Consider the following 15067-nt stretch of genomic DNA (forward strand, 5'->3'; position numbering starts at 1 on the left):
TAAGTCTGCTGGAGCTAAAGTCACCCACTCCGCAGCTTCAAGCTTCCCAATAATAATTACTAAAAACATAAATATATATTTTTTCATACGCTTCCTTTTTGAATTAACGCCTAATTGTGTTGCCCGTCTTTTGCGTCAACCTCCGATTCCTGGTTATATTTTTGGTTGGATTTACTTAATTTGTCTCGATTTAATAGGAAGAATAAAAAGAAAGCATATCCAACAAGACTACCGAATAAATTGATAAACACCCAGTAAAATGGCATCTTCTTTGGGTGAGCAATTAGTGCATGTAAAACTGGGCCACCGATAATAAGAGCACCAAACAACATGCCACCAATATCAATTTTCATTCTCGAAAGTGCACCCGATTCAATTAGTACAGCTATACCAACACACACTACCGCAACCGCGANAATATCAATTTTCATTCTCGAAAGTGCACCCGATTCAATTAGTACAGCTATACCAACACACACTACCGCAACCGCGACGGTGACTAGAGTTTTTCGTAATGTTTTTGTCATTTTAGCTTCCAAATATAACGCCCGCAGCTGCGGACGACTTGGAGCGCAGCGGAAAGGCGTTCCGACAGCCTGCGCTTGTTAAATGCTTCGAAGATAACTATTGACGGCATAATGAATCAGCAAGCTTAATTAGTTTTGGTATTCTAAAAGGCCCATCCATATCTTCGACTATCTTTTTCGCTCTATGTAAGTCGATACCTTCGCTTGTAACATATAGCGGCTTTTTACTGTCGCCTCTGAACACCTCATTTTCTTTCATTGTATTGCCTCGCGGATTCTTTGCGACACCAATAACTACCACCTCTTTATTTAAAGCCTCGTATAAATACTTGCCTAATCCAGGTTTGCCTTCATCAAGATGGACATAACCGTCTACAAAAATACAATCCGGACTTAATTCGTGTTCTTTTAGCAAGGAGAGAATACAAGGAAGTTCTCTCTTATAAAATTCACCTGAAACATAATCTTCAATACCAGAAACTGTAGACTCGTATGTTTTTGCTTTGTCATTCCAGTCGGAAAAAGAAACACCCGCAACATGAGCGTTACTCCCCCTATAATCAACATCAATTGCTAGAAATTCCATAAACGTAAATTGCTTTTCTGTTTTCGATAAGTCCAAATTACTCTCCGTAGATAGAAATTTCCCTATTCTTCGGTTAAACATCTTCACTGCATTTTTTGTTAACTTAACATCGTACTTCAGATCACTTACCCGCTCGAATTCAAGTGCCTCCCTTGCATCAGGCCAGTATTTGTAGGGAAACCCAAGCATACTTGCAAGCCTAGTTAGAGTGTTTTGATGATCTAGGCCATAGACACTGTTTAATTCTTCAAGCGAATCTTCGATTGAATTATTTTGGATTATCACTCGCTTGAGTATATTGAAAGACTCAAGCTCTTTGTCAATCCAAGAAGTGAATAAAGAAATTAAATCTGTGGCACCAAAATAAATCCATCCTTCATAAGGACTAAATTCAATGAATCTTCCCTTATCAGGTCCATTAGTAACAATACACCCTTCGTGAGAGTAGTATCTATCCATAATACCTAACATTCCCGAAGCTATATCTTCATATTCTTCATCAGTCTCAAGATAGAAATCTATACCTTGCCATTCACAATCAGGTTTATAGAGTCGGATTTCTTCGAGTGGACATATTCCATAATCAGGCCCAAAACCACCGTTTCCAACTTCTAGGTAATATGATCTCAATTGTTCTGGAAGCTCACGCTTTAAACTCAACTCATACTTATTCAGCAGTGTTTCTGTTAGTAATGGAGCTGCTTCATATTTGTGGCTATCTGCGCCGAACACAACTTTATTGGAGTCGATAGATTTAAGTTCAGCAACACGATTAACAATATTGAACCACATTTAATACACCACACAACCCGATCATTTAACGCCTAATTAATTCGATAGGCGTTTTTTGCCGATTCGAATTCAATGACTGGTTACACTCTCTCAAGTTCATTTGAGTTTCCAAGGTATCATAGTATCGAACGTGAAACACACTGATCCTTTTATTCTAAATTCATCCTGCGCCAAAGGGCTTGGTTCAGTAAATGCAAAATTAAAATGCTCTCCCATACTTGCCGGCTTCTTAGGATGCTTTAAAACTTTGGCCAACAAATAATACTCCCCTCCATAATGATGAATTCCTGGAGTCTCTTCACAATATTCATAAACTTCTGCGTCTTTGGTTTTATCAATCCCAGCATTCAGAAAAAATTCTTCTACTTCTTTTGGAAATATGGACTCGATAGCCTCTATGTAATTCTTGCAATAATCGCAAGTGCACTCTTCGCTGCCGCCTTTATTTATTTTTTCATATATCTCTTTCGTGCCACTTGGGTCTAATTCGAGAATATATCCGCAGATTTCGAGATTCATATTTTTATCGTGTAACGCTCGTTTAATTTGGGAGGCATCTTTTTTGCCTGTTCAAATTCAAACACTTGTTAGCTGATTTTTAATTAGTCACATAAGCACGGTTTATGTAGCAACTACTAGAATTCTCATCGTAGTTAATGCTTAGTTTCTTGCCCGTAGACATTGCCATCATCGCAAGCGAATAAATTTTATTTGCACCTTCAATCGTCATACTTCTTTGGCCAATTTCAGTATAAAAATATTTACTGCCATTGGTGCACTCCGTAGGAAATGTTGCAAACGTAAGAACAAAACCTCCGTCTGCTAGAGGATAGATCATTTTAATAGTATCAGTGTGCCACTTATCCGCAGACGCATTGAGCGAAATAGCTAACATAAAAAATATTAATACAAACTTCATTATTCAATTCTCCGTAGTTCCGTAGTAATTTAGTAAAGCTAACGCTGCCATAATTTGCAGTTTTGGAGTGGAGACTTTTGTGCTATTTTTAAGCACAAAAGGCGTAACGGAAAAACTGTCAAATTGATGGCCTTGTTAGCCGCTGAACTAAGCATTATCTAAAAGCTCTTCGCTTGACCGGAAAGAACCTAATCCCACAGACTGAAATGCATCATGGTGCCCTGCATCCACTGATACTCCAATGAACTCCAATGCATCGCTAATTGAACCAGATTCAGACTTTGCCGGGCCGAATACCACTTCATGATTTCTATAAACAATAACCGATTGACAACCTTCCCCGCCAAAATACTCTGTTTCTAGATACAGAATGTATTTATCTTGCGATGCTTTCAAAAGCATCTCTGATAGCTCTTTCGACAAATAGGTGAACTCATCAAAGCAGAAGTTTAATGGCGGTGAGATTCTGTCATCTATCAAATCATCTGTAAGGGGAAATATCACGTACCCTTGATTGATTTTATGAAAATATTTAAATGGAATCACAGACGCAACTTCATTTGCATCGGCTTCTGTCGTGATTATACCTGTTACAAAATGACCCATATACTCGATTCTTTTTTACGGCTAACAGCTGATTGAATGCAGTAAATCTCGTTAATCTTCAAGCGAGCTTTTACTGATTTCAAGTTATCTTTAATATCAATATTTTACAGTGGAGAAGATAATTTTCAAGCGTTATTACTCCGCTTTACTGCATATAAATACAGGCGTCATTTGTGTTTATTTTTTAAATCAACCACTTACCAATTACAAAGCGTAGTAAACACAAACAGTATCAATCATTACTTAACTTTATCACGGCAGCGCTGAGACTGATTATGTTCAACTCTATTTTTTATGACATTTAACACTGACGAGTGAAAATCATCAAACACATAGCTAGCCCAAAACTTACCGTAAAAATTTATTTTAGTTGAGATTCGATAACCCGTTTTTAGCGTTAACAAAGTTGCCCCCTCTACTTTCTGTAAAGTATAAGCGCCGTGTGTTACATCAAAATATTGGTCACCAATGACTATATGTGTATCAAGCTCTTTAATTGCCATTGAGCCAGGATCAACTTTAACTTCATACTCAAGTAACTCATTCTCTTTGATTTTTGTCACGTATTCTTCAAAGTGGATACCTCGCTGCCATTTGATATCCCGTAACCCGCCAACTTCAAGCCTGCTTAAACAAGCAGAAACAGGTTGAGGAATGCCAATTGAATGTGAAAATGTCCAGATGAGCTCTTTGTCGCTGATATTGGGAACCTCTTGAATACCTGACCATACTTGCTCAATCGGCGCCTCAATGCGAATCGAGGACTCTGCTTCAATCAATTCGGTTAGAGTCCCTAAATTGCCTTCCAAGGGTAAAACCAGATAAGGAAATAAAACAACACAAGTGCTTGTACTCGAAAATGTACGATTACAAAAATTTCTGCGAAGCCAGCCGCAAAATAACCCACCAGCACTGGATAAAAAAGCATACAAAGGACTCAGTATTATTACGCAAATAATCGTTTCGTACTTGAAAAGCAGTGCAAAAAACGACCAAAAAATCAAACCACCCCACGGCGCCCAAATTAAATATTTGCGACTTTTAGCCTGCTCTTCTGTTGCAAAAAAAACAGTAATTGCACCCGCAGCTATCGGAGCAAAAATAAGAATTCCAACCGTCATAAATTTAACAAGACTTAAAACCACTAACAACGTGCATGTTAAGAAGATAAAAGCCGCAGCAGCCACCGTCCCAATAAGAAAACTTTTATGTTTTTCTTTTAATGTCAAATTCTTACTCCTAATGTAAAGCGAATGTTCAATCATAACTCATTTGCTTTTTTAACAGTTCTATTTAACTTTTGATTGTACTCGAAATATAATTTTTTCTACACCTGCGCCAACGCTCTCACAAACACTATTTTTCTCTTTAGTTATTATTGAAGTGCAACCAAATAGATAGATAATCCAAAGATAATATTGATTTGACTATTGCTGTGAAGTTCATTTTTTACCCTAATGAATACTTAACCAGCTCTAACAACTCACTTCTAATATCTCGCCAGTCCTGGCTTAAATCCAATGTGCAAATATGAATTTTTCTACCGTTCATTGAATAAGTTTCTCTCAGCTTTTTTTCAATTACTGGATAAACCAGCATACCTTCAGCTTTAGCATCATTTCCTCCTTCCGACTTTAAATTATCTAGGTAAGCTAAAATTTGATATAGGTTTCCAGAGTGAATACTTTCTTTATCGTAATAGGACTGAAGTGTTTTGCTGTAATACTTGGCATCAATAATTAACGTTCTATCTTTGTCTCGAATTGAAATATCTGTTCTCATCGAAGGTAAGTGTTTTAAAAGTGGATCTGTTTCACTTGTTGCATTCCATTTAATTTCTTCTTTTTTTACTTTGGAGCCTTTTAATTCCATTTTATAAAAATTAAGCATAAAACTTTCGTATAAGCGAGCCATCGCTTTGTCGTTACGTATAAAATCTTTAAACTTGTACTTTCCTGATTGTTCATCAATTAGCCAAGAAGATAAAACCATTTCACAAATATTCAACAAAAAGCGATAGAAGCGATTATTTGAGTTAAGCTGTATTTTTTGAAACAGAAATTTATTAAGCGGTACATCATCAACCTCATGTAAACTACGGTATAATTTTAATAGTTTACCTTTAAGTTTTTTATCAATTGTTGGTACACTAGCTAGAAACCTCAGTGTTGATTTGATGATTCGGTTTGGCATTGTATTAACAGTAAACTCATCAAAATGACAACACGCTCGCCCTTGTGCGGCCAACATTCGTCTTGTTGTCATTGCTATATCAATACGACCTCGTATTGAAGAGAGTTCTTCCTCGTGAGGTTCATAACATCTATCAAGCCCCCGACGAAGCGTATGATTAACGCCATTTATCAAAACTGTGGCAAAAAGGTCGGCTAACTCATTGGAATCTATGCCAGAAACATCAGTCACTTCACCTTCAGCTAAGCTATTCCAAGCATAGCAAAGTAGATAATAGATATTTTGAATAGGTATCTTGGCAGCCATTAGTGATTCAACTTGACCTAATCTGCAAGCAGAATATTCTTTATCAAGGAATCAGCCTGTGCGACATCGTCAAACCAATATTCTCTTAATAAAGGTTCTATCTCCGTCTTCACAATTTGTTCGTACCATTGGCGATCAGGTTTCTGATCTTTAGCTATTGAACAAAAGAAACTGTGACCAATACAAAAGCCTGGCCCTAAATTCGTTGTATCTTTTGCAATTTTGTCATTTAAAACAGATATTTTGTTGACAATTTCCGCAATCAGTTCAGGCTCTATTTCTTGCTTGACTAAATAATCTTTAAAAGACACAGAATTAAATTCTGGCTTTAGATCAATAAATGCAAACCTTCGCCGCAATGCATAATCGACCACTGCCAATGAACGATCTGCAGTATTCATCAAGCCAATAATATGAAGATTTTCAGGGATGTAGAATTTATCATCAGGCCCTTTACCATAAGTTAAAGGCATAGCCCATTCTTTACCGCGTTTATCTGCTTCAATTAACATCATCAGCTCGCCAAATACTTTACTGAGATTACCGCGATTGATCTCATCAATAATAAACACGTAGTCATTATTTTTATCTTCACGGGCTTTTTTACAAAACTGATGAAATATTCCATTTTTTAGCACAAACCCAGTGCCATCTGGACGATAACCTTGAATAAAATCTTCATAAGAATAGGACTGATGAAACTGAACCATGCCTACTCGGTGCTCAGCTTTTTCTTCCATTAACGCATAAGCCAATCTTTTGGAGACAAAGGTCTTGCCAACTCCCGGAGGACCTTGAAGGACGATATTTTTCTTCACTCGCATTAATTGAAGAATTTGTTTTGCCTGTTCAGGATTGAGAAAGAGCTCATTCATTAGATCGTCAAAGGAAAAAGGCTCCGCAATTTTATTCTCTGACGTTTCTGTAACGACGTAATCAGATATTGGTTCTTCTACTTTGGAAGTAGATTGAGATTCCTCAATTTCTTCTGGCATCTCTTCCGTTACGGTTATTATTGGTTGCACTAGCTCAGCGTATTCATTAATCAACTCGGCTAAGTCAGATTCTATTCTATCTTCGTCTAATTCGACACTGAGATCATAAACACTAAATACTATTGAGTCTGGATATCGAACGGGATCGCGGCCGAACTCATCATTGAAGTATTTTTTGATTGTTCTTTCTTCGCGCATTGTCCAATCTAGCTCTGGTGGGTGGGTTGCGCTTATACCTTTGACAAGGAACAGTAAATTGTCGTTTTTATAATAAAGATATACCGGATAAATGCCTTTTTTCGGTGTTTGATCTTTTCCAAATACTCCAATCCAAGAAACATGTGCTTGCACGCCAGCGCCAAAGCTAACTCGTAATTCATAACCTTCGTGATACCTGGGATAATCTTTGGTTTTTAAATCTTTGGTTTTCGCTTGTTCAAGAAACTTAGACAGTGTAGTAAATATACGGCCGTCTTTGGTTTCGCCGTCTTTGCTGGTCGATTGCCAAAGTGCACGGATTGGTGAAACATACCAATCCATTTGTTCGAGTTGATATTCTGCTTCTAGCTTTTCTCTTGTAACATGCAATAACTCGTCAATTTCGCGCGCTTTCATTTTTGAATAAGTACGCCACTTTTGACCATGGAGTTCTACTAATACTCTATAGCGATCACTTGTACCAAAAATTCTTTCATGTTGCTCGGGAAATAACATGAAAAGAAACATATGTCTGAATTGGCGGTTTTCGTTGTCGGGAATTGATTCCAACCATTCTCGCATGGCAATTCCATTTTCAGCTAAAGATTGTCTTTGACCTTGAGGTAAGCGATAAAATTGACTGAAGAGATTGATTGCATAAACCAGCTCCCGCCAGCGTTGCTGGTTGTAGCCGACTCCGCCGCTACCAAAACCAGTCAATTCTTCATCTTTAAAGTAAGTATCATTCTCGGTAATTTTGAGTTCATTTACTTTGAGAATTCGATTAACTGTCTTTCGCTTACTTCGGGGACCGATGTTACTAGGGCAAAATAACATTAACCACAATAGTTCAGCGCATAGCGCCCAGATATTTGGAGGCACATTTTGTAGCTGGCCTTCAAGCTTTGTTAAAAAATCGCCTTCGCCTTCATCTAAGTTTTCAACATAATGCTCTACCAACAAATCAAAGTTATCTTTATTCCAAATGGACTCTTGAAGTAAGAGAGAGCCCTCTTCTAAAAGACAAGACTTTTTCCATTTTTCAATCACTTCAAATTTAGCTTCTACACTTGCATGTCCGCAATATCTGCTCATAAGTTTTTCCCTTACATTTAAGCTGGATCCATAGTTCTGTCTATAAACACATCTGGAGCACCTAGTTTTCGAAGTTGCGTTCGAACAGCCTGACTAAATATCGCATCAGATCGAGTTTTCAATTTTAATGATTCAATTTGTCTTTCTATTGTTCTCATTGATGCTTTATCTCCTAGTGGCTCTAGATCTTCAGCATACTGTTGAATGGTTTCAAGTAGCTCTTTCGCATCTTTCATTGCTGCAAAACGAGCTTCTCTCATACGTTCCAAGTTCAACCCATATATTTTAGCTGATTCTCTAACCCTCAGCGCAGCTTGGCCTACACAGTATGGACTTTGCACAAATCGTCCATTATCATCAAAGTCGATATACTCAAGATCACTTTTTTCAACAGGGTCAAGTAACAATCTCTTTTCTTCATTAATGCATCTATTATTCCAACAGGCTTTAGGGCTATCAGGAAGAAGAGGAAACCAACTGCCTTTACCAAGAGTTTCTTCGGTTTTATCATCTTTATTTAAACGATTGCAGTTTTGGGCTGACAACCTGAAATTTTCCCAATCAAATGCTAGCCATGCATATCCGTGTTCATCAACTATTTGCTCAGTTCTTTTTGCTTCGGCCTTGGGTCTAAAATGATCGACATCAAAATTGGCTCCTCCATCCCTAGACTCAGAATACCAACATTTACCATAGGACATTTTTGATAAATATTTCCCAAAACTTCTCCAAATGTGTGACTTCTTTTTAATGAAGTCTTTTCTTTCTTCCAAAGGGAGTTTTTCTAAAGCATTTTGTGCTCTAGTAGCAACCTCTATAATTTTTTGAGGTATCAAATTAACGTCGCGATTAATGTAGATCATTCTGACTCCTCCTTTTGAGCTAAAGCATTAATCACTTTCTTCATTGCTTCTCTACGTTTCGCAGCTTTCTCGGGCGTCATTGGTGGCTTGTTTGCATATCGCACATCTTTCCAAGCGAGTAGGAATTCATTATAAAGAGGTTCTCGGTTTTCGAATGAAAACCCTAGCCGATTCAATTGATCATTCAAAATACTGAGCTGATCTTCTTCTTCAGTAGTTTTTTCGGACTTATGTGCTAACTCATTTCGTTCGTCTACTATTTTTTGAGTTTCTAAATCTAAAGTTGTATTTAACCCAAATATTTCCGTCAACGTTGACATAAAACCGATACCACGAGGATCAACAAATGGTTCTCTAGCATGTACTTTAATATCATCGTCTTTCCACATTAGTTGTACTTGCTCTTTTTTCAACTCCGCAATTGCTAACGGATGATGAGTTACCATCAACAAATGACTTGTATCATGATTCGGTACAAATTCTCGTAAAAACTTTAAATATTTAACTGCCCACGCAGGATTCAAGTGTGTATCTGGTTCATCTAGAAGAAATAGCGAGTCTTTTCCACCAGTAAACTTTAATAGTCCTAAAACAGTGAGAAGCTGCTGCTCTCCTTCGCTTAACTCCCTAAATGTGAGCGGGTCTTTTGCACCTTTAACTTTTACTCTAATACTTACATGGGAAATGATTTCTGATAGTAAAGTCGACTCAAGCATCTTAAACAATTCATCTGGAGTTAGCTCTTTCGCAAAATTTCTGAGTGACTCTACATCAGGTAAAAAGAGGTGGAAAAATTCGTTTCGAATATTTGAACCAGTTAGAGATGTATCTTCCTGCCGGGTTACTTTTACTGGTGCCATAGCGTACGGAAAAAGCTCATCCAAAAACTTTCTAACAACGCCTTGTGCCCCCCAAAACAACTCGTCTTTTTTCTTTGCCCAGCTAGGCTTCCTCATCACAAAGTGAATACTATCTAAATCAGAAATTCCCAGTTGTTCTTTTAGAAATGCCTTTTCACCTTCATCGCCTACAGTTAAGAAAAAAGCGAGCAAAACAAATTGACTATGAAATGGCTTCGCATAAAACAGCGGTCGTATATCTCCTTTTAAGTCCAACTCACTCTTTAATAGCTTCTTATAAAAATCAGTGCGATGCTTTCTAAAATAACCTTCGAGCCGATCACTTGGCCCTGAGTAATAAGCAAAAACGTAGTTTGGTAGGTAAGGGGCTTTGCCGTCTTTGCTTCGTTTAACTTTAGCAATGGGAACTGACTCACCGTCATTATCTTTTTCAAATAAATCTTTAGGTGACATAGCGTTCAAATCGCAAACCTTGACCTCATATTGTTTTGATAAAGTGCCTCTTTTGGGATCAGCATCAACTGTAATCTGTAACCATCTATCAGATTCTTTTTCTCCCAGTTGATAAGTAAGCACATACGAAAATGGAGGAGCTTCACCTAAATCTAAATTTCGAAATATCGAAACTAAAGCTTCAAGAACATTAGACTTTCCTGAACCATTACAACCGACAACAACAGTCATCAAATGGTCTTCATCGAAATCAACTATTACATCCTCTAGGTTTTTGAATCTAGAGCGAATATGCAACTTATCAACTTTCATATTCTGTCCTTAGCTTTCCTTTACTATTTCAGTTTCGGCCAACTCAAACCAATCTTGCCCGTCATCAGTACGTTCTAACTTGATGATGCTTTTTTCTTCTAATAACGAAGTTCTGATATCTAGAAAAAACTGTTCCAGCTTTTCTGTATCACTATCTGATGGATAACCGCAGGCAGACATTAGCTCTTGGCCACTCATTGATTTATTGGTATCTTTTAGTGCTTCAACTACAGATATGACTTCTTTTTTCATTTTATTCCCCGGTGCTTTCTTTGATTTTCGCTTGGGCATTAACTTTTTTCGTATATCCCTTTCTAATCTTATTTTTTCAAGTAATGCCTCCGCACTATTTTCACCTGTAATTAACTCTTGATTTTCTTCTCGCCATTCTGCAGTGAGCTCTCCACAAAACGCTTTAGCAAGTATTACTTGAGTAAGAACTGTGACCCTATCAATTGTGTCATTAAGCCTTTCTTCGATTAAATTAGCAAAAGCCAAGAGCTCTTCTACTCTGCGAACAATTTCAGACTGTTCATTTATAGCAGGAAAAGTAACACTGCAACCATACGCGTCCTCTCGATTTAAGCCTGGGATTGCAGTAGAACGATTTAATTGGTTTAATCCCAGTGTTTGAAGTAGAAAATATACAAATCTAAGGTTTGCTTCTGTTTTTGGTATAACATAATAGGTAGTATCTATTGGCCAGCCACTTTGATTTGACCATGTAACTTCTCCATAACTTCCTTTACGACCTACAATAATAAATGGTCCGCTAACTAACTTTTCTTTATGTATTCCAACTTCCCCATTAGAACCAAAAACAGGAAAACCACTTCCTGAACGAGACTTTGAAGGAAGTGATTTTCCATATGCCAACTCGATTACGTCTCCTAATTTTTTTTCTTCATCAGGCCAAGTTTGCATATTTTTACGTCTCCACTCCTCCGTCAACTTCCCACTAACCGCAGCAGCAAGAACCGATTGTCGAAATCGTTTTAGTATTTCTGGAATACGTTCGAGGCGTGCTTTAGTGTTTTCAACTTGCGCGAGCAGTTTGTCGAGTCTTTCGGCGATTACTTTTTGTTCGGCTAGTGGAGGGACTGGAACATCTAGAGCCTTAAGCTTTGTACCATTTACATTTGGTTGACCGATTCCTGAACTGAACTCAGTAATTTGTTTCCAATATTGATTAGAATTAAAGAAGTGAGCTAAAAAAGAAATCATGCCATCAGATGTTGTTCTGACACGAATTAAATAAGACGCATAAACAGCCTCTGGTGGAGTATTACGAATTAGAAAGCTTTTACCTACAGTAGCTCCTGTCCTTGCAAAAACAAGATCATTCTTATAAAGAATATATTTATCTTTTTTGTCGCTATCTATGTAACAGTAAGGAACATCATTCCAATTTACTTTATTATCTTGTATATCAGTGATACGTAGCATTTTAGGACCAATTAAGTCGGAGCTCGAAGATGCTGTGTACCCATATGAGATATCAGTTGTCAATGACTCCAACTTAGTTTCAAGCCAAGACTCAGGCAAATGGATTTCACTCATCAACTAGCCCTCTCTAGCGCAGCCATCAACTCATCTAACTCTTTCAATGCAGCACTCAACTCCTCTTTCGCTTCCGCAGCCAACACACTCGGCTCCGGCAAATCAGACGCATCAACACTATCCTTATCTTTCAACCAACTTATATCTAACGAATCACCTTTAGTCTCACTAATCCACTTACGCGAAAAACAACGCCAACGACTATGTGCTAACTCATCATCAACCCCTTGATTCTCTTTAACAGCAGATTTATCCACTTCAATATCCCGCGCATCAAAACTCCACTCCCCTTCCGTTCGCTTGCTGGTGCCATCAGCCTTACGACCATAAACTTTTTCAAATGGCTTTAAATGCTGCTCACCAAATGGATTTCGTTTACCAAAACTCGGCATATTGGTCCGTAAGTCATACACCCAAACATTTTTAGTACAGTTTTCTTCCTGCTTAGGATCTTTCACTGTCCCTTTAGTAAAAAACAATACATTGGTTTTAACACCTTGGGCGTAGAAGATCCCAGTCGGCAAGCGTAAAATAGTATGCAAGTTACACTTATTCATTAAATCTCGTCGAATATCAGTCCCTTTACCCGACTCAAACAAAACATTATCTGGCAACACAACAGCCGCTCGACCGCCAGGTTTTAAACCACGATAAATATGCTGCAAAAATGCCAGTTGTTTATTACTGGTTTCGTAAGTTAAATCTTCACGGGTAATACTGGCTTCGCCACCTTTACTGGTTCCAAACGGCGGATTGGCTAAAATCACATGCGCTGGTTTTAATTCTGCGCCAACACTTCCCAAAGCATTTCCCAAATGAACCACGCCTTCATCATCACCTTCCATTCCATGCAATAAACAATTCATTAATGCTAAGCGCCGAGTATTGGGAACTAACTCAACACCAACAAAGGCTTTGTCTCTTTGAAACTCTTGATCTTTCTTGTTTAATTCAATGAAATTATCGGTTTTTAATTTAATATAAGCATCAGCCGCCACCAAAAAACCAGCAGTCCCAGCTGCTGGATCTTGAATGACTTCTCCTGCTTGTGGCTTAATGCAACGGATCATACTGTCGATTAGCGCTCGCGGTGTGAAATATTGTCCCGCCCCTGATTTAGTTTCGTTCGCATTTTTTTCTAATAAACCTTCATACAGATCACCCAACCCATCTTGCTGCGCACTAAACCAATCAATGCCATCAAGTGATTTAATTAACTGGCGTAAATGACGAGGTTCACGTAAGCGCGTATGCGCGTCCTGATAAATCGCCAGAATTAAAGGATCAACAACAACCGTTTTCTCAATGGTCCTTGAAGGATCTTTAGGATCAGGCTTAATTTCTTTTCCCGTTGATAAGATTAAAAGAATACGTTTGTAGGTATCCAATAAATTAATACCGTCAAGTTCATTGATATCAGTCCACCGACAACCTTTGGGCAAATGATGTTTATTTAGAATACCTGATTCTTTATTTTCATGAACCATTTTCAAAAACAACAGCATCACCAGTTCAGTCACATAGTCACTGTAATTGATACCATCATCTCTTAATACGTCACAAAGATTCCACAGCTTTTGTACGATTGTGTTATTGGTCATTAATTTCTCTTTTTTCTAAAGTCTTTCAGTAAAATATTAAAAATTAGTAGTGAGCTATTTGGTTATTATCAGACGTCATTAATTGAATCAACTTAGGATGCACAAATAGTTTTTCTTTACCCGCTTGAATTTCATTTAAAACGCCTATTTCACATAGTTGCTTTAAATAAGTCGAAGCGGTTTGTCTTTTGGCAATATCTCGCTGTACTAAATTTCCAATACGACAATAAGGTTGCTCAAAGATCACTTGAACCAGTTCATGGCTATAAATTTTCGGTAAACTCTCTCTGATATATTCAGTCGTATGTTCAATCAGTTCTCTTACAGCACCAATTTTTTCGGTTGTCCATTTAGCTGTTTGCTCGACCGCAGCTAGCATATAAAGGATCCACTCCTCCCATGACTCATCCTGTGTTACAGAAGTTAACAATCGATAGTAGTCATTCTTGTTTTGAACAATAAACCGACTTAAATACAAAATGGGTAAACTCAATAATCCTTTATCAATTAAATAAAGAATATTAAGCACTCTTCCGGTTCTACCATTACCATCGGTAAAAGGATGTATGGCTTCAAACTGATAATGAGCAACCGCCATTTTAATTAAAGGATCAATTTCATCTTGCGCATGTAAAAAACTTTCCCAGTTTGCCAGTAAATCCCTAATGACACCTTCCCCTGCTGGCGGTGTGTAGATAATGTTTCCAGTTGTATGATTGGCTAATGCAGTACCAGGAACTTTTCTGATTTCCATTTCAGTCCCCTTAATTTCACTACAAATCTCAACAGCCGCGTTACTACATAATGGACGAGTCTCTAATTCGCGATATCCTTTATGTAAAGCCGTTCGATAACGAAGAGCCTCTTTCGTCATTGGATCGGCTAAGCTTTCCTCACCAACAAATTGGAAAAGTTTATCCGTTGTTGTGACAATATTTTCGATTTCAGAGCTATCTTTTGCCTCTAAGAGCGGCAAAAGATTAATTAGTAAGGCTTGATTAGGTAGCAATTCTCCAGCTTGCTTAAGCTCTGCAAGGGCTGCACGCGCAGGAATACAAGCCTTTAATATAGCAACGGAATCCAAATCCACCGCAGGCGGAAGGTGAGGTAAATCATTGAATGGTTGGTCAGACTGCCATGTCATGTTTAAATTTCTCTATTATTTCGACACGTTGTAAGGATATGTCGATCGGGTCGACAT

12 protein-coding genes are annotated in these 15067 nt (G+C 37.9%); all 12 read right to left on the reverse strand.

The features are described 5' to 3' along the window. Positions 1-624: 624 nt before the first annotated feature. Positions 625-1905, reverse strand: coding sequence for an endonuclease V (locus ABVT42_RS16805; protein ID WP_353896968.1), 1281 nt, complete (start codon positions 1903-1905; stop codon positions 625-627). A 96-nt stretch (positions 1906-2001) separates the two neighbouring features. Further along, a complete protein-coding gene (locus tag ABVT42_RS16810) occupies positions 2002-2424 on the reverse strand; it encodes a hypothetical protein (RefSeq protein ID WP_353896969.1) in 423 nt (140 codons plus the stop codon). A 79-nt stretch (positions 2425-2503) separates the two neighbouring features. Beyond that, a complete protein-coding gene (locus ABVT42_RS16815; RefSeq protein ID WP_353896970.1) occupies positions 2504-2824 on the reverse strand; it encodes a hypothetical protein in 321 nt (106 codons plus the stop codon). A 147-nt stretch (positions 2825-2971) separates the two neighbouring features. Continuing rightward, a complete protein-coding gene (locus ABVT42_RS16820) occupies positions 2972-3430 on the reverse strand; it encodes a hypothetical protein (RefSeq protein WP_353896971.1) in 459 nt (152 codons plus the stop codon). Positions 3431-3669: 239 nt separating this feature from the next. Then, on the reverse strand, positions 3670-4659 hold the full coding sequence (locus tag ABVT42_RS16825; protein WP_353896972.1) for an SRPBCC family protein: 990 nt from the start codon (positions 4657-4659) through the stop codon (positions 3670-3672). A 220-nt stretch (positions 4660-4879) separates the two neighbouring features. Beyond that, positions 4880-5929, reverse strand: a complete 1050-nt coding sequence (gene mcrC / locus ABVT42_RS16830; RefSeq protein WP_353896973.1) for a 5-methylcytosine-specific restriction endonuclease system specificity protein McrC — start codon at positions 5927-5929, stop codon at positions 4880-4882. Positions 5930-5946: 17 nt separating this feature from the next. Further along, positions 5947-8217: an MrcB family domain-containing protein gene (locus ABVT42_RS16835; RefSeq protein WP_353896974.1), complete on the reverse strand. Its 2271-nt coding sequence runs from the start codon at positions 8215-8217 to the stop codon at positions 5947-5949. 17 nt (positions 8218-8234) lie between these two features. Continuing rightward, positions 8235-9080, reverse strand: coding sequence for an HNH endonuclease family protein (locus tag ABVT42_RS16840; RefSeq protein WP_353896975.1), 846 nt, complete (start codon positions 9078-9080; stop codon positions 8235-8237). Beyond that, a complete protein-coding gene (locus ABVT42_RS16845; RefSeq protein WP_353896976.1) occupies positions 9077-10705 on the reverse strand; it encodes an AAA family ATPase in 1629 nt (542 codons plus the stop codon). Before ABVT42_RS16845 ends, ABVT42_RS16840 begins: the two co-directional genes overlap by 4 nt. A gap of 9 nt (positions 10706-10714) precedes the next feature. After that, positions 10715-12265, reverse strand: coding sequence for a restriction endonuclease subunit S (locus tag ABVT42_RS16850; RefSeq protein WP_353896977.1), 1551 nt, complete (start codon positions 12263-12265; stop codon positions 10715-10717). Further along, entirely contained in the window at positions 12265-13866 is a 1602-nt protein-coding gene (locus ABVT42_RS16855; protein ID WP_353896978.1) for a class I SAM-dependent DNA methyltransferase, read from the reverse strand. The genes ABVT42_RS16850 and ABVT42_RS16855 overlap by 1 nt, the downstream gene beginning before the upstream one ends. Before the next feature lie 43 nt (positions 13867-13909). Continuing rightward, positions 13910-15010 carry a protein adenylyltransferase Fic gene (gene fic / locus ABVT42_RS16860; protein ID WP_353896979.1) on the reverse strand — a complete coding sequence of 367 codons (1101 nt, stop codon included), beginning with the start codon at positions 15008-15010 and terminating at the stop codon, positions 13910-13912. Between the last annotated feature and the right edge of the window lie 57 nt (positions 15011-15067).

It is taken from the genome of Aliikangiella maris, assembly GCF_040719265.1.
Taxonomy (GTDB): Bacteria; Pseudomonadota; Gammaproteobacteria; order Enterobacterales; family Kangiellaceae; genus Aliikangiella; species Aliikangiella maris.